Origin of the sequence: Streptomyces sp. NPDC050674, assembly GCF_040654575.1 — a bacterium.
Taxonomy (GTDB): domain Bacteria; phylum Actinomycetota; class Actinomycetes; order Streptomycetales; family Streptomycetaceae; genus Streptomyces.
The window spans coordinates 384,627-400,536 of record NZ_JBFAIG010000002.1; the positions used below are offsets into that span (position 1 = coordinate 384,627).

The window sequence follows — 15,910 nt, forward strand, 5'->3', positions numbered from 1 at the left end:
CTCCCTCAAGGACGGGGTGGGGCGGGGGAAGGTTGCCCGGCGTCGACCCGGTCCAGGAATTCCTCCAGGGCCCGGTCGAACACCTCCGGGCGTTCCAGGTTCGGCAGGTGGGCGGCGCCCTCGACGATGTGCAGCTCCGCGTCCGGGAGGGCCGCGTGCATGGCCAGGGCGTCGGAGACGGGAGTGAAGGTGTCGTCGGCGCCCACGACGACCAGGGCCGGGACGCAGACGCGGGGCAGCAGGGTGTCGAAGCCGGGCCGCCGGGCCCGGGCGCGCAGGGCCGCGGCGGCGCCCTCGGGGGCGGTGGCCGTCATCATGCCGTGGACGTGCGTCTTGACCTCGGCGGACGCGTACGGGGCGACCATCCGCTCCAGGACCTCGTCGGCGTAGCCGCGCATGCCTTCGGCGAGGAGGCGGTCCGCCATGGCGTCCCGGGTGCGCACGCCCTCGGGGGTCTCCGCGGACGGGAAGGTGTCGGCGAGGACCAGGCCGCGGACGCGCTCGGGGAAGAGGCGGTAGCAGTCCATGACGATCTGGCCGCCCATGGACAGGCCGGCGAGGACGAACGACTCCACCTTCAGCTCGTCCAGCAGGGCCTCGATGTCCCGGGCGAACGCGGAGAAGTCCGGGACGGCCGGGGTGGTCGGGGAGGCGCCGTAGCCGCGCAGGTCGGGAGCGACGACGCGGCGGGTACCCGGGAACCGGTCGAGCTGCGGGGCCCACATGGTGCGGTCGAAGGGGTGGCCGTGGACGAGGACCAGGGGTACCCGGTGGGTATCGGATCCTTTGTCCTCGTATGCGAGGAAGGGTGCCATGGCGTCGACCCTAGGCCGCTCAACTACTCGGTGCAATAAGATCTTTGCTCTCGGTGCAATCCAAGGGGGTCCGGCCGATGAGTGACTACCGGCGTATCGCCGACCGCATCGCCGACGACATCGCCACCGGGCGGCTGCGCCCGGGCCAACGACTGCCGACCCAGCGGGCGTTCGCGCGCCGCAGGGGCGTCGCCCCCTCGACGGCCGGGCGGGTGTACGGCGAACTGGTGCGGCGCGGACTGGTCGTCGGGGAGGTCGGGCGCGGCACCTTCGTGCGGGCCGCCCCGGTGACGGGGCAGGCGGGCCGGACGCTCACCGAGCCCGGCCCGGGCGCAGCTCCCGTCAACCTGGAGCTCAACTACCCCTGCGTGCCCGGCCAGTCGGAGCTTCTCGCGCCCGTGCTCGCGCCGCTGCTGCGCCCCGACGTGCTGGCCGAGGCGCTGTTACCGGCGGCGGCCACCGGCACCGAGGCCGCCCGGCAGGCCGCGGCCACGCTGCTCACCACCCCGGGCTGGCGCCCGGCCCCCGAGCGGCTGCTGTTCACGGGCAACGCCCGGCAGGCCATCGCCGCCGTGCTGGCCTCCCTGGTCCGGCCGGGCGGCCGGGTCGGGGTGGAGCAGCTGACGTATCCGCTGGTCAAGCAGATCGCGGCGCGCCTCGGCATCACGCTGGTGCCGCTGGCCGGGGACGCGGCCGGGCTGCTTCCGGAGGCCGTCGCCGCGGCGCACCGCTCGGCGCCGCTGTCCGCCCTGTACGTGCAGCCGACGCTGCACAACCCGACCTCCCTGACGACGGGCCGGCCACGACTGCTGCAACTCGCCCAGCTGGTCCACGACCTGAACCTGCCCGTGGTGGAGGACCGCATCTGGTCGTTCCTGCGGGAGCCCGGCGATCCGCTCGCCGTGCACGCTCCGGCCCTCACCCACGTCGTCGACGGGCTTTCCAAGCGGGTCGCCCCGGGGCTCACCGCCGGATTCCTCGTGGTGCCGCCGCACCGGGCGGCCGCCGTGGCCGGCGCCGTGCGCTCGGGCGGCTGGAACGCGGGACGGTTCGCGCTGGAGGCGGCCGTGCGGTGGGCCGCGGAGGGGACGGTGGCGCGGCTGGTCGAGGCCAAGCGGGCGGACGCGGCCCGGCGGCAGCGGATCCTCGCCGAGGAACTCGCGGGCTTCACCGTCCGGTCCGACCCGGGCGCCTACTTCGCCTGGTGGGAGCTGCCCGCCCCGTGGCGCGCCGACACCTTCACGGCCGCCGCCGCGGCGCACGGCATCGCCGTGACGCCCGGCCCGGACTTCGCCGTCGCCCCGGGGCACACGCCCGACGCCGTCAGGCTCGGGCTCGCGTCGGCTCCGGAGCCGGATCTGCGACGGGCCCTGCGGACCCTCGCGCGGCTCGCCGCGCGGCGAGACGGGGAGACCACCGGCCCGTGATCCAGGCCCCGGCCGCCACCGCCAGACCCAGTGCGCACAGCAGCCAGGACACCGTGCGCAGGGTGGCGGTGAGGGCGTCGTAGACCGCGCCCGCCGCGGGGCGGTGGAGCGCGTCGGGCAGATCGGCGAGCGTGAGGCGGCGGCCGATCGCGACGGCCAGGACCAGCAGCGCGCCGCCCAGGGCCGTGCCCAGACCGAGGGCGGTCACCGCGCGGCGGCGGCACGCGGCGACGGCGATGGCGCAGACCGCGAGGACGGCGGTGGCGAGCGGCAGCCAGAAGGCGGCGGTGTCCAGCACGTGGTACCCCTTGCGCAGTCGGTCCAGGTCCTCGGCCGGCAGCACCGGGATCCGCGTGTGCGTGACCGGGATGCGGTGGGCGAAGGGCACGTGGTCGTCGGCGAGTTGCTGTTTGACGCGGGCGATGACGGGGGCCGGGTCGACGGTGACCGGCGCCCCGTGGGCGCCGTCGTCGCGCAGCGCGCGCAGCACCGCGTCGTGCACCGCCCGGTTGGAGGCGTCCCAGGCCGCGCGATAGGCCTCGGTGCGGGTGAAGGAACGCGCCGCGTCGTGCACGAAGGGCCCGACGGCCTCGCGCGGCGGGCCGCTGCCCGTCAGGTGCCCGGCCTCCCGCATGACACCGTCCCCGACGGCGTCGGCGACCGCGCGCCGCACGTCCGGGTGGGCGGACAGCGGTGCCATCGTGCGGACGTAGCGGCCGGTGTCGGTCAGCCCGTGGGCGGCCCAGGACGCCAGCGCGCCGAAGGGCAGGAGCAGGCACGCCGCGGTGAGCAGAACGGCCGACAGGACGTTCCGGGATCGTGGGGGCGCCGTCGCGGGTGCGGGCGCCCGGTCGCGCCGGGACACCCTTCCAGGCAAGGCGCGCCGGGCCCGGTCCGCGAGCGCTGCGACGGTGCCCGGCCGCCCGCCCGCCGGGTGGGACGGCGCCCCACCTGCGACGAGCGGCCCTCCACGGCCCCGGGACGCACTCGCCCGAACGGGTGTCCCGGTGCCGTCAGCCGGTTCGCCGCCCCTCGGCGTCCTCGAGCGTGTAGAAGCGGTAGAACACCATCGCCATGACGCCCGCCCCCACCAGCAGCCCCAGACCGCTGGAGCTGAACACGGACGCGCCGGTCTGGCTGTAGAGGGCCCCGATCGCGCAGCCCGTGAGGACGAACCAGCTCAGCGCGCGCAGTTCACGGGGCAGCCGCGGCGCCAGCTGCCACACGGCGGCGAACAGCACGGCGAACACCAGCGCCGTGACGAAGCCGAACAGCAGGTTCCAGCCCGTGATGGGCCCGCCGTGACGCCGGTTGGCCGCGGCCCAGAAGCCGTAGACCAACCCGAGCACCACGGGCAGCGCCACCTTCGCGACGGCGTGGGTGCGCGCGCCGAACACATCGGGCCGGCGCCGCTGCGTGATCATCCTGCGTGAGGCGGGTGCCGCATGAGCCATGACAGCTCTCCTCTCTGTCCCTGCCCCTGGCTCCAGGGCACACCGGCCGGGAGTCCCCGGCAAGTCGGCGGGGCGAGCGCGACGGGATGCGGCCGGTGCCGCCCCGTGTTTCGCTGGGGCCGTGAGCCGCCACCGCGAGGGGCCCGGCCCGCTCGTCCGGCAGGCCCGGGCCGGGGGCCGGAACGTCGTGCGGCGGCAGGAACTCCTGCGGGTGCGGGGCCGCAGCGTCGCCTGGGCGCCACCCCTGCTGCTGCTCGTCGCCATCGCGGTGGCCGACTACCACACCATCGGCGAGTTCCGCATGATCTCCTGGATCGTGCTGGTGCCGGCCATCGCCGCCTCGATCTGCGGGGTGTGGGGCACGGCCCTGTTCGCCGTCCTCTCGCTGGTGACGTACGTCGTCGCCGACAGTGCCTGGCCGCACGAATACCGGGCCGGGCGCGCCGACTTCGTCCTCGTCGCCCTCGGCGGCATCCTCGCCACCCTGGCCTGCGCGATCCGCGTGCGCGACGAGCACCGCGCGCTGCACATGGGCGACGTCACCGAAACCGTCCGCCGCACCGTGCTGCGCCCCCTCCCGTCCGGCTGGGGCGGCCTCGACCACGCCGGCGTCTACCTCACCGCCGACGCCCACGCCCGCGTCGGCGGCGACTTCTACGACATCCAGCCCGGCCCGCACGGCACCCGCGTCCTGGTCGGGGACGTGCAGGGCAAGGGCCTGGGCGCGGTGGAGGCGGCCGCCGCGCTGCTCGGCACGTTCCGCGAGGCCGCCTACCACGAGGCGGACCTGGCGACGGTCGCCGAGCGGCTGGAGACGCGGATGATCCGGCACCGCGGGCACACCGTCGCCCTCGGCCGCGCGGACGGCGACCGGTTCGCCACGGCCGTCCTGCTCGCCTTTCCCGACGACGACCGGGAGGCGGTGGACGTCCTGCTGTTCGGGCACGAACCGCCGCTCGCCGTCGGGCCGCACGGCGTGCGCGCCCTGACCGCCGGCGCCGGTCTGCCGCTCGGCCTGCGGGGTCTGGCACCCGGGCCCCCGCAGGTCGGGCGGTGGCGGACCGCCGACGACGAGACGCTGCTGCTCGTGACGGACGGGGTGACGGAGACCAGGGACGCCGCCGGGGCGTTCTACCCGCTCGCCGACGAGGTGGCCCGGGCCGTCGCCGAGGACCCCGGCATCGCCGAACCGGGCCGTCTGGCGGCCTTCGTACGGGACGGCACACTGCGGCACGGCGGCGGGCGTCTCGCCGACGACACCACGGTGTTCGCCGTCCGCAGGAGACCCCGGGGCGAAGCCCCCGAAGGCGGACGTTTGCGGCCTTGAGACCCCCCTTTGCAGCCGCAGCGGTTACGGTGCTGACGTACGTGATCGACACAGGGGGTGGGGCGATGCCCGGAACCGTGCTGCTGCTGGCGGCCTCGCCGGTGGGCAGGGGACGCCTGGTGGACGCCGCCTCCGTGCTCCCGGTCCTCGCCGCCGTGCCGCCCGCCGTGCTGTCCGGCACCGACACCGCGAACGTCGTCGAACTCGCCGACCCGCTGGACCCGCAGGCCGTCCTGACCCGCCTGCGCGCCGCCGCCGCGGCCCCCGGCCCGCTCACCGTGTACGTCACCGGACAGCTCCAGCTCGACCGCAGGCAGCGCCTGCCCCACCTCGCGCTGGCCCGCACCACCGCCTCCACCGCCCGCTACACGGCCTTCCCCTGGCACTGGTTCCGGGAGGAACTGCGGCTCAGACCGGCCGGTGCCACGACCCTCCTGCTCGACCTGCACGCCGACGCCGAGACCTGGGAGCTGCTGCGGAGCACCCCGCTGGACTCGGGCCGCGGCAACGCCGTTCACGGTCGCATCGCGCCACCGCCGTCCCGGCGCACGGTCGCGGTCCCGGCGTACATGAAGGCCGTCGCGACGATCCTGCGCAGCGGATTCCGGCCGCCGGTCGAGCAGTTGCACCAGCAGGCACTGAGCCGGATCGCGCCCGAGAGCGCGGGCACCGACCTGGTGCTGAGCACGCCCGGCCCGACCGGCGGGGACCCGCACGCCGCCATCACCGCCGCCGTCCAGTCCGGCCGGCACACCGACGCGGACGCGCTCGCCGCCCGGCACGAGCAGGCCGCCGTCACCGCGCACGGGCCCGCCTCCGAAGAGGCCCTGCACTGGGCCGAGGTACGCGCCGACCTGGCGATGTTCGCCGGGGACGCCGCCCGCAGCTGCCGCGTCTGGCTGATGATCGCCACCGCCCGGCTGAACGCCGGGCAGGCACCGGACGCCCCCGCCGTCGAGGCGGCCGTGGACCGGGCGCACCACCAGTGGAGCCAGGTCCGCGACACCGCCGCCGCACGTGAACTGGGCGCCGCCCTGGCCGCGTTGCGCGGACGGGTGCCCGGGCGGCGCGAAGGGGCGCTGGATCATGTGCAGCGGCAGCTAAGGCAGTTGCAGACCCAGGGCTGAGCCGCGTGCGTCGTGTGCGTGAAGGAGCGGATGGCCGCGGCGAAGTACGAGGCGGAGGACGACGATCCGCAGCGGCCGCAGGCGCCGGCTCCACCCGACGCGCGTGATGGAGGAGCGTTATGGGAGCAGTCAGACTTTGACCGACGCGCGGTGGCGTAAGTCGTCGTACAGCGGCAACACCGGCGGGGATTGCGTAGAGGTCGCCGACCTCGGGACCGGCGTCGCTGTCCGCGACTCCAAGGACCCCGAGGCCGGCGCGCTCACGGTCTGGCCGGAGGCCTACGCCGCCTTCGTGACGTACGTCAGCGCGTGAACACGAAGTACTTCCACGCTCCGTACGTCGTCGTGTTGACGTTGTCGCCGGACGTCGGGTCGATGTAGGACGCGCGGATCCGGAAACGCGGCCCGATCGGCGGCGTGCCGGTCAGAGTCACCGCGTCCTTGCCATAGCGGTCGAGGGCGAGGTACTCGGAGTCCGTGGTGTGCCAGGCGCCGTCGGCGTACCGCTGGACCTGGAACTGGTACTTGCGGCCCGGGTACATGGACATCGTCGTGTTGTGGACGGGGTCCTTGGACTGGCGGAAGTAGTGGTACTTCTGGTTCCAGGCCGTCGCCGTCTTGTACCAGCCGCTCAGCGAGGTCGAGATCTTGACCTTCGTGTAGGCCGAGTTGGTGACCGTCTTCGCGGCGTACCGAGTGTCGCCCGTGAACTTCGCGCTGACCTTCGTGTCCCGGGTCAGGTGGACGGTCGCCGAAAGGTTGCCGGACGAGTCGACCGTGCCCTTCTTGACCAGCGTGTTCGGCTTGTCGGAGCCGTACGGGTCGGCCCAGATCTCCACGGTGCGGTTCTTGTACGTCGTACCGAGGTGCGCCGTGAACGACACGTCGCTGCCGTAGCCGTACACCTTGCCGTCGTTGTTCAGCGTCAGCGCGGTCGCGGTCTTGGCGACGCTCACCGCGTGGGCGGCTGTGGCACCCGCGTGCGCGTCGTCGCCCGCGTACGTGACCGTGTACGTCACCTTGCCGCCCGCCGGCGGGGTGTCCGTGAAGGAGTACGAGCCGTCGGCCGCTACCGCCGCCGTGCCGAGCGGCTTGCCGGACGGGGACTCGTCGTCGGTGCGGGTGACCGAGACCTTCGTGCCCGCCGGAAACGCCGCCGACGAGGACAGCGTGCCGGTGAGGGTGAGGGGCTTGGCGCGGGTGGCCGTGGCGGGGGCGTTCACCGCGAGGGTCGTGCCCGCCTTCGTCGGGGCTTCGAGGATCCGCAGCGAGTAGACGTTGTTGTCGTTCTCCGAGAGCGCGAACAGCCTGCTCTCGTCCGGCGCCCAGGCCAGGCCCGCCGGAGCCAGGGTGTCGGCGCCGCTGCTGTTGCCGGTGTTGGGGAAGTCGTACTGCCTCAGGGGCATCGAGGTGCCCGGCTTGAAGACATGGACGTCCGGGTCGTACCAGGAGAAGGTGCCCGCCGCGACGTCGCCGTTCGGGGCGATGTCCACCGCGTTCGGGTACGTGTTGGTGACGTACTTGCCGTCGGCGGACAGGTCCGTGAGCTTGTACACCGCCTGGTAGTACGGGGCGCCGCTGGCCGTGACGACGTCCTTGCCGTCCGGCGTGACCGCCAGGTCCTGGAGGTTGCCGCCGCCCGTGTTGCCCGGGTCCCAGGCGTGCGCCGTACGGCTCGCCGTGCCGGAGGAGACGTCGTACACGGCGAGTTCGACCGGGCTCTGGCCCGGCGAGCCCGCGGCGAGCGTGCCCGGGGCGCCCGGGGAGGCGTCCAGGATCGGGGCCTCGTAGAAGGTGCGGCCGGTGTCCTGGCCCAGGGTGAGGCCCGGGTCGGTGGCGTTCGGGTCGAGCGAGCCGATGTTGCCGTCGCCGGAAGCGCCGTAGCTGAACCACAGCTTGCCGCCCGTCAGGGCGACGTACGCCGGGCCGGCGCCCTGGCCCGTGGACCAGCGGCGGGTCTCGGTCGCCGTGGCCGTGTCGATCGCGACGATCGCGGTCGCGTCGTGCACGGCCGCGTACAGCGTGCCCGAGTCGGGCGACAGCTCCAGGCCGTGCACGCCGGGCAGCGAGCCGACGGTGGCGATGACCGTGCCCGCGTAGTCGGTGACGACGACCTGCCCCGCCGTCGGATCGCTGATGAAGACGCGGTGGTGGACTCCGTCGACGACCATGTCGCCGGACGACTTCAGCGGCAGGATCCTGCTGGAGTCGGCTGCCGCCGCCGACCCGGCGCCGGCCGCGACGAGCGTCACCGAGCTGAAGAGGACCCCGAGCGCCGTCGCGGCCGTGAGAGTGCGTCTGTGCATGGATCGAACCCCCCGGAACGAAAGAAGTGATCAGCAGGAAAGAAGTGATCAGCCCCCGCAGGCTAGAACACCCCTCTGACACTCGGGTGAACTACGCATTATGAGGCTGATGGGAAAGGGCGGTTCCGGCCGTCTCAGCGAGAGTCGGCCACAGGCCGCGGACCGTGCTGTGGTGCCTCGGCTCGCGCCGGACCCGCGTTCGCCGCGAGCAGCAGTGTGGCCACGGCGACGAGGGCCGCGGTGAAGCCTCGGGCGTACCGCTCGGCGGTGCGTGTGCGCATCGGCACGGCGACCTCGCAACTGGGGCGGCGACTACGGCGGCAGCGTGTTAAGCGTCTTCGACAATGCCGCTTAACACTCCGTTTAACCTAGGGGCATTCCAGGCCGAACGGCAAGGGGCACAGGGGGAGTTGGCGTGGGGGAGCGTGACGATCCGGCGACGATCGGCCGTCGGGTGCAGCGGTTGCGTGTCGAACGGGGACTGACACAGCGGCAATTGGCGGAACCCGTGTACACACCGGCCTACATCTCCACCCTGGAGTCCGGCCGGGTGCGCCCCTCCGACGACGCCCTGCGGCATCTCGCCGAGCGGCTCGGCGTGGCCTTCGACGAGCTGGCCGGCGGGCGCTCGGCCCGGCTGGTCACCGGGCTGCGGCTGCGGCTGACCGAGGCGCAGCGCACGCTCGCCGTCGGCGAGGCGGAGGCCGCGGCCGGGCAGTACGCCGAGCTGCTCGCCGAGGCGGAGACGCACGGCCTGGCCGCCGAGCAGTCCGCCGCGCTGCTCGGACTCGGCGAGTGCGCCCTGGAGACCGGCGAGCTCGAGGCCGGCCGGCAGTACTTCGAGCGGGCCGAGGAGTGCCTGGCCGGTGCGCCGCTGCCCGCCCGGGCCCCGGCCCTGCGCGGCCGGGCCGTGGCCCACTACCTGGCCGGGGAACTGCGGTACGCCGTCTACCTGCTGGAGACCACCCTCGACGAACTCAACCGCGGCGGCCTCCACGACCCCGACGCCCTGCTGCTGCTCTACGCCAGCGCGATCGGCCCGTACATGGACATGGGCGCGCACGCCCGGGCCGCCCAGGCCGCCGAGTTCGCCCTGGCCCTCGCCCCGCAGTCGGGCGATCCGGCCCTGGTCGCCCGCATGCACCGCTCCGTCGCCCGCACCCTGGTCGCCGAGGGCCGCCTCGCCGAGGCCGACGCCTCCCTGGCCAAGGCCGCCGAGCTGTACCGGGGCCTGCAGATCCGCACCGAACTCGCCAACTGCCACTGGATGCGCGGGTACGTCTACGCCCAGGACGGCCGGCTGGAGCGGGCCGAGGAGGAGCTGCGGCAGGCCCTCGGCATGCTGTCGGCCAGGCGCGCCGCCCTCTACAGCAGCCAGGTCGCCGTGGAACTGGCCGACGTGCTGCACCGGCGCGGCCGGTCCGACGAGGCGGCGGCCCTGCTGCACGACGTCCTAGGGCACCTGTCCCCCGAGCGCGGCGCCGTCCACTCCGCCGCCGCGCACCGCCTGCTCGGCATCATCGCCGAGGACGCCCGCCGCACGGAGGACGCCGAGGAGCACTACGTCCGCGCCCTGAGCCTGCTGGAGCGGGCGGGCGCCGCCGGGGACCTGGCCGACCTGTGCCGGCTGCTGGGCGACCTGCTGCGCCGGACCGGCCGGGTGGAGGCGGCCCTGGACGCCTACCGGACGGGCCTCGGGCACCGCACGGCCCCCGGCACCACCACCCTCGGGCCCGCGCCCGCACAGCCTCCTCTCTGAGGAAACCGGGCCCTCGCACAGCCGTGCGGGTTAGCCTCCCCCCGGGATGTGAACGACCGGGGCGGGTGCGTGGAGAACCGACGAACAGTGGCCGACGGCGTACGGCTGGGCCTGCGGGCCCTGGTGTACGCCGTGCTCGGCGGCGCGGCGCTGCTCGCCATCGCGACGGTGGTGTCCGTGCTCGGACCCATGCTGGCGCTCGACCTCTACACCCCGCCCGTCGCGGCCTGGTGGACGGTGTTCACCGCGATCACCGTCCAGGGCGTGCCGTTCCTGCTGCTGGGCACCGTCGTGTCGGCGGCGATCGGGGCGTTCGTGCCCGAGCGGGTGTTCCAGCGGCTGCTGCCCCGCCGTACGGTGCTCGCCGTGCCGGTCGCCGGGGCCGCCGGGGTGGTGCTGCCGGGCTGCGAGTGCGCGTCCGTGCCGGTGGCCGGGAGCCTGATGCGTCGGGGTGTCGCACCGGCGGCGGCGCTCGCCTTCCTGCTGTCGGCGCCCGCGATCAACCCCGTCGTCCTGGTGGCGACGTCGATCGCCTTCCCGGGGCAGCCCGAGATGGTGCTCGGCCGGCTGCTCGCCTCGCTCGGCACGGCCGTGGTGATGGGCTGGCTGTGGGCCCGGTTCGGACGTCAGGAGTGGCTGCGGCTGCCCCCGGGCGGCGGCGGGCGCACACCGGGCGGCGGTCCGCGCGCCTTCGTCGACGGGCTTCAGCACGACTTCCTGCACGCCGGCGGATTCCTCGTCGTCGGGGCGGGGGCCGCGGCGACGTTCGACATCGTCGTGCCGCGGTCGCTGCTGGAGGTCTTCAGCGGGTCTGCCTGGCTGTCGGTGCTGCTGCTCGCGCTGCTCGCGGTCGTGCTGTGCGTGTGCAGTGAGGCCGACGCGTTCGTGGCCGCGTCGCTGAGCGGCTTCTCCCCGACCGCCCGGCTGGCCTTCATGGTCGTCGGCCCGATGGTCGACCTGAAGCTGATCGCGTTGCAGACCGGCACGTTCGGCAGGGCCTTCGCGGTGCGGTTCTCGGCGGTGACGTGGGTGGTGGCCGTGGGGAGCAGCGTCCTGGTGGGGTGGTGGCTGCTGTGAGGCGCTACGGACCGGCGGTACTGCTCGCGCTCGTGGGCGCGGCGATCCTGCGGGTGTCCCTCTTCAGTGAGCTGTACCTGCGGTACGTGCAGGCCGGGCTGCGGCCGTACCTGGTGGTGTCGGGAGTGACGCTGGTGCTGTTGGGAGCGGCGGTGGCGATGATCACCCGCGGGACCGCCGACCCCGAGCAGGAGCACGGCCTCGACCCCGGGCACGGCCTCGACCCCGGGCGTGGGCTCGGCGCTGCCCTCGGGCACGGGCACGATCCCGGGCCCGAGCCCCGGCCCGGGGAGGACAGCGGCCACGCAGGGCACGGACACGGTCCCGCCGGGCCCCGTGTCGCCTGGTTCCTCACCCTCCCCGCCCTCGCCCTCCTGCTGTTCCCGCCGCCCGCCCTCGGCTCCTACAGCGCGGAGCGCGAGGCGGCCCGGCGCACCGCCCAGGGCGTCGGCACCTTCCCGGCCCTGCCGTCCGGCGACCCCGTCGAGCTCACCCTCGGGGAGTTCGGCTCACGGGCGGTCTACGACAGCGCCCGCTCGCTTCAGGGCCGTACGGTCCGGCTCACCGGCTTCGTCACCCGGGACGACGACGACACCTGGTACGTCACCCGCCTCCTCGTCTCCTGCTGCGCCGCCGACGCCACGACCGCCGAGGTCGAGGTGCGCGGCGCGCAGGCCCCGCCGGTCGACACATGGGTGACGGTCACCGGCACCTGGCGTCCCGAGGGGAAACCGGGCTCGGACGCCGCCTGGCCCCCGGTCGTCGACGTCACCTCCGTCCGTCGGGTACCGCAGCCGGACAATCCGTACGAGAAGCGCTGAGGCCGGTCCCGCGCGGGGGCGTTGGGGACGCAGGGGTTTTGCCCCACCGACTACGGGTAGTCGGGGCACGATTCCGGGAGGGCTCGGAGTGATCCGGGCGGGTGTCGGGCGCGGTGCCCGGCCGGCAACGGGCGAGGTCGCGGGCGCCGTGCCCGGCCGGGCACCGGTCGGGCACCGGTCACGCGCGGTCGGCCGCACGACCGTCCGCCCCACCCGCGGCCACCGGAGACCGGACGGCGACGGCGCAGCGGCGGGGCGATCGAAGGAGGCGGTGGCTGTGCGGCCCAGGGACGATCCGCGAGGCGCCCCCGACGGCGACCCGGGTCGTGGCCGTACCGGGGGCGGCCCGGACCCGGACGGGGTACGTGCCGCCGACGTGATCGCCAGGGGGGTGCGGGGCGCCGAGCCCGGAGAGGTGCCGGGGCGGCTGTGCGAGGTCGCGGTGGAACTGCTGCCGGTGATCGGCGCCAGCGTGTCGCTGCGCAGCGAGGGCATGCCCGTGCAGCTGAGCGCGAGCAGCGCGCAGGCCGCGCACCTGGCGCAGATCCAGGCGACGCTGGGCGACGGCCCCTGCCAGAGCGCGCTCGAGGACGGCGCGCCCGTGCTCGCCTGCGACCTGACCAGCGGCCAAGACGCCGGACGCTGGCCGGTCTTCGCCCAGCAGGCGACGGAGGCCGGGGTGCGGGCGGTCTACGCGGTGCCGCTGGGCAGTGGCCCGGTGTGCGTGGGCACCCTCGACCTGTACCGGGACCGGCCGGGCGGGCTCACCGACCGCCAGCTGCACGTGGCCCGGATCGTGGCGGGTGTCATGACGGTGGCCCTGATGGCGCTGCCGCACGGGGCCGAGCCCGGGACACCGGACGGGGAGGACTGGCTGAGCGGGCTGGCCGCCGACCACGACGAGGTCTACCAGGCCGTCGGCATGATCATGGCGCAGCTCGGCGTGGGCGCGGACGACGCCCTGGCGCGGCTGCGGGCGGACGCCTTCGCGCGCGGACGCACGGCCCTGGACGTGGCACGGGACGTGACCGCCCACCGCACGCGCTTCGACCGGTACTGACCCGGGGCGAAGCCTCAGATCTGCGCCCTGCCCTGCTTGCGGAGCTCGGCCAGGCGCTGCGCGCCGAGCTGCACGGCCTGCAGGGTGACCTCCGTGTACACCTCGTCGAGGCCGGCGTTGGTGAGGGTGATCGCCTCCTCGCCGACACGGACGGCGGCGAGGTCCATGGTGAGGTACGTCAGCTCCCCCTCCTCCGTCTCGCCGGCCAGCGTGACCCGCAGGCCCTGCCGGGCGTCCCCCACCGGCGGCAGCGACAGGTCCCGCACCTCGACGCCCTGGACGCCGCCGCGGGTGGTCGCCGCCGTGAACTGGCCGCACCGGCCGGGCAGCGACTTCATCCAGTCCAGTGCGCGGTCCACGTCCGCCGGGCGATGGGCGGCGACCCGGTAGTGCAACTGGGCCTCGGTGTCCCCGTCGTCGAGCGCGGACGTCGCCTGCGGGCCCTTCGGGGTGCCGAAGGGTTCCTCCGTGTAGAGGACGTCCAGCAGCCGCTGGCAGTCCGGGTCCTCCGTGGTCGCCTTGAGCAGCCCGTCCCGCCAGGTCCGCGCGCCCCGGGTCGGCCCCCACGGCTCCCCGAGGTCGGTCTCGGTGACCAGCGCCGCCCGGGCCTGCGCCTCGGTGAGGGCGGCTCCGGAACCGGCGGGCTGCTCGACGGCGGGCGACGCGGCGGAGGGTGACACGCCGGAGGGGGACGCGGAGGCGGAGAACCACCGGGGGCGCGGCTCGTCCGCGACGGAACAGCCGGTGGCCAGCAGGGCCGTCACGGACAGCGCGGAGGCCAGGAGGGCACGGGGGGCCGGAGGGTGCGTCATCGGGGTGCCTCCTGCGGGGCTCATGGAGGCGCCGCCGGGCGGGGCGGTCCCTCCAAGCTCGGGTGGTGCTCTTACGGCACCACCGCGACCGCCCGCCCACCAGCGAGACAGTCCGTCCGGGTGAGCGCCCCGGGAGCACGGGGCGACCTGCCGAGAACCCGTTGCCCGGGCGCGGGGCGACCTGTCGAGAACCCGTCGCTCGGGCGCGGGCTGCCTGCCGATCCGTCGCTCGGCCGCGGGGCTACTCGCCGAGGACGTCGCCCGTCCCCGGGGCCACCCGTCGAAGAACCCGTCGCCCGGGCGCGGGGCGACCTGTCGAGAACCCGTTGCCCGGGCGCGGGCTGCCTGCCGATCCGTCGCTCGGGCGCGGGCTGCCTGCCGACCCGTCGCTCGGCCGCGGGGCTACTCGCCGAGAACCCCCCGCCCGTCCCCGGGGCCACCCGCCGAACTCATCGCCCGGCCGCGGGGCAACCCGCCGAGAACCCGTCGCCCGTCCCGGGGCCCCCCGAAAACCCGTCGCCCGGACCCGCGAGCCCCTGTTACCGTCGCGCCCATGCAGCGTGCCCAGCCGTACCCGTCCTCGACGACGACGCCGGAGAGTGTCCCGGCGCGCTGACAGCTGACCCAGATGTCCGAAGCCCCGGGGCGAGTGCCCCGGGGCTTCGTCGCGCGGTGCTCGCCTCAAGATCCGAGGAGCCCACCGTGCACGACCACCGCCGACTCGGCCGTGAACTGGACCTGTTCGACACCGACCCGCTGATGGGCGCGGGGCTGCCGTACTGGCTGCCCGACGGCGCGATCGTGCGGCACACCCTGGAGGAGTACGTCCGCGACGCGGAACGCCGGGCCGGCTACCGGCACGTGTACTCGCCCGTCCTCGGCAAGCGCGAGCTGTACGAGATCTCGGGGCACTGGGACCACTACGGCGACGACATGTTCCCGCCGATGGACGTGGGCGCCGAGCAGGTCCTGCTGCGCCCCAGCCTCTGCCCCCACCACGCCCTGATCTACCGCTCCCGCTCCCACAGCTACCGCGAACTGCCCCTGCGCATGGCCGAGCTGGGCGGCATGTACCGCTCGGAGCTGTCCGGTGTGCTCGGCGGTCTGACCCGGGTGCGGGCCATCACCCTCAACGACGCGCACATCTTCTGCACCCTGGAGCAGGCCGTCGAGGAGGCCCGGGCCGCGCTGGAGCTGATCGGCCGCGCCTACGCGGACCTCGGCATCCGCGCCACCCGGTACCGGCTGTCCCTGCCCGGGGAGGGCGGCAAGTACGTGGCCGACCCGGAGCTGTGGCGGCGGGCGACCGACCTGCTGAGGGAGGTCCTGGACGGGTCCGGTCTCGCCTACGAGGCCGCCGAGGGCGAGGCGGCCTTCTACGGCCCCAAGATCGATGTGCAGATCACCGATCCGGCCGGCCGGGAGGCCACCCTCTCCACCGTCCAGATCGACTTCCACCAGCCCGAGCGCTTCGATCTGCACTACATCGGTCCCGACGGGGCGAAACACCGCCCGGTCATGGTGCACCGCAGCGTCATCGGCAGCGTGGAGCGCGCGGTCGCCCACCTCGTCGAGCAGCACGGCGGCGCCTTCCCGCCGTGGCTGGCACCCCGGCAGCTGGCCGTCCTGCCGGTGGGGGACGAGCAGGCCGAGGCGGCTCACGCCCTGGCCGGCCGGGCCCGCGAGCTCGGTCTGCGCGCCGAGGTCAGCGGGCCGGAAGAGGGCACCCTCGCCGCCCGGATCCGCGCGGGCCGGCTGGTGCCGTACCAGGCCGTGATCGGCGGCCGGGAGACCGCCGCCGGTCTCGTGGCCCCCCGCCTGCGCGACGGCAGCAGGCCGGACGCCCTGCCCGGCGCCGAGCTGCTGCGCCGCGTCGCGGACCGCGTGGCGGCCCGTGGCACCGCGCTGTGGGACCCGTCGTAGGA

At 74.8% G+C, this 15,910-nt stretch carries 15 protein-coding genes; 9 read left to right on the forward strand and 6 right to left on the reverse strand.

From position 1 onward, the window contains the following. Positions 1 to 5 precede the first annotated feature (5 nt). Complete coding sequence (locus AB0I06_RS05095) at positions 6 to 815, reverse strand: alpha/beta hydrolase (RefSeq protein WP_363117345.1); 810 nt, start codon at positions 813 to 815, stop codon at positions 6 to 8. A gap of 77 nt (positions 816 to 892) precedes the next feature. Here AB0I06_RS05095 and AB0I06_RS05100 point away from each other — a divergent pair, with 77 nt between their 5' ends. Then, complete coding sequence (locus AB0I06_RS05100; RefSeq protein ID WP_363117346.1) at positions 893 to 2,242, forward strand: PLP-dependent aminotransferase family protein; 1,350 nt, start codon at positions 893 to 895, stop codon at positions 2,240 to 2,242. Here the strand turns inward: AB0I06_RS05100 and AB0I06_RS05105 are convergent. Beyond that, positions 2,139 to 3,107: a hypothetical protein gene (locus AB0I06_RS05105; protein WP_363117347.1), complete on the reverse strand. Its 969-nt coding sequence runs from the start codon at positions 3,105 to 3,107 to the stop codon at positions 2,139 to 2,141. The two genes, AB0I06_RS05100 and AB0I06_RS05105, sit on opposite strands and share 104 nt — an antisense overlap. 148 nt (positions 3,108 to 3,255) lie before the next feature. After that, on the reverse strand, positions 3,256 to 3,696 hold the full coding sequence (locus AB0I06_RS05110; RefSeq protein ID WP_363117348.1) for a hypothetical protein: 441 nt from the start codon (positions 3,694 to 3,696) through the stop codon (positions 3,256 to 3,258). A 187-nt stretch (positions 3,697 to 3,883) separates the two neighbouring features. Here AB0I06_RS05110 and AB0I06_RS05115 point away from each other — a divergent pair, with 187 nt between their 5' ends. From AB0I06_RS05115 to AB0I06_RS05125, 3 genes are all read left to right on the forward strand, one after another. Continuing rightward, the gene (locus AB0I06_RS05115) at positions 3,884 to 5,023 is read left to right on the forward strand and encodes a PP2C family protein-serine/threonine phosphatase (RefSeq protein WP_363117685.1); all 1,140 of its coding nucleotides are present in this window, start codon (positions 3,884 to 3,886) and stop codon (positions 5,021 to 5,023) included. 65 nt (positions 5,024 to 5,088) lie between these two features. Continuing rightward, a complete protein-coding gene (locus AB0I06_RS05120; protein WP_363117349.1) occupies positions 5,089 to 6,150 on the forward strand; it encodes a hypothetical protein in 1,062 nt (353 codons plus the stop codon). A gap of 136 nt (positions 6,151 to 6,286) precedes the next feature. Further along, positions 6,287 to 6,463, forward strand: a complete 177-nt coding sequence (locus AB0I06_RS05125; protein ID WP_363117350.1) for a DUF397 domain-containing protein — start codon at positions 6,287 to 6,289, stop codon at positions 6,461 to 6,463. Here AB0I06_RS05125 and AB0I06_RS05130 read toward each other — a convergent pair. Next, positions 6,453 to 8,456 (reverse strand): Ig-like domain repeat protein, encoded by a 2,004-nt coding sequence (locus tag AB0I06_RS05130; RefSeq protein ID WP_363117351.1) that lies wholly within the window; start codon positions 8,454 to 8,456, stop codon positions 6,453 to 6,455. The genes AB0I06_RS05125 and AB0I06_RS05130 overlap by 11 nt on opposite strands. 134 nt (positions 8,457 to 8,590) lie before the next feature. Further along, a complete protein-coding gene (locus tag AB0I06_RS05135) occupies positions 8,591 to 8,737 on the reverse strand; it encodes a hypothetical protein (protein WP_363117704.1) in 147 nt (48 codons plus the stop codon). Between the two features lie 134 nt (positions 8,738 to 8,871). Between AB0I06_RS05135 and AB0I06_RS05140 the strand changes: the two genes are divergently transcribed. The 4 genes from AB0I06_RS05140 (at position 8,872) to AB0I06_RS05155 (ending at position 13,173) form a co-directional block, all read left to right on the forward strand. Continuing rightward, on the forward strand, positions 8,872 to 10,215 hold the full coding sequence (locus AB0I06_RS05140; protein ID WP_363117352.1) for a tetratricopeptide repeat protein: 1,344 nt from the start codon (positions 8,872 to 8,874) through the stop codon (positions 10,213 to 10,215). Between the two features lie 69 nt (positions 10,216 to 10,284). Further along, positions 10,285 to 11,292, forward strand: a complete 1,008-nt coding sequence (locus tag AB0I06_RS05145) for a permease (protein WP_363117353.1) — start codon at positions 10,285 to 10,287, stop codon at positions 11,290 to 11,292. Then, positions 11,289 to 12,113, forward strand: coding sequence for a TIGR03943 family protein (locus AB0I06_RS05150; protein WP_363117686.1), 825 nt, complete (start codon positions 11,289 to 11,291; stop codon positions 12,111 to 12,113). The genes AB0I06_RS05145 and AB0I06_RS05150 overlap by 4 nt, the downstream gene beginning before the upstream one ends. A gap of 271 nt (positions 12,114 to 12,384) precedes the next feature. Beyond that, on the forward strand, positions 12,385 to 13,173 hold the full coding sequence (locus AB0I06_RS05155; protein ID WP_363117354.1) for a GAF and ANTAR domain-containing protein: 789 nt from the start codon (positions 12,385 to 12,387) through the stop codon (positions 13,171 to 13,173). A 14-nt stretch (positions 13,174 to 13,187) separates the two neighbouring features. Here the strand turns inward: AB0I06_RS05155 and AB0I06_RS05160 are convergent, their stop codons facing one another. After that, positions 13,188 to 13,985 carry a hypothetical protein gene (locus AB0I06_RS05160; protein ID WP_363117355.1) on the reverse strand — a complete coding sequence of 266 codons (798 nt, stop codon included), beginning with the start codon at positions 13,983 to 13,985 and terminating at the stop codon, positions 13,188 to 13,190. Between the two features lie 672 nt (positions 13,986 to 14,657). Between AB0I06_RS05160 and thrS the strand changes: the two genes are divergently transcribed. Next, positions 14,658 to 15,908, forward strand: coding sequence for a threonine--tRNA ligase (gene thrS / locus AB0I06_RS05165; RefSeq protein WP_363117356.1), 1,251 nt, complete (start codon positions 14,658 to 14,660; stop codon positions 15,906 to 15,908). The last annotated feature ends 2 nt before the right edge of the window (positions 15,909 to 15,910 follow it).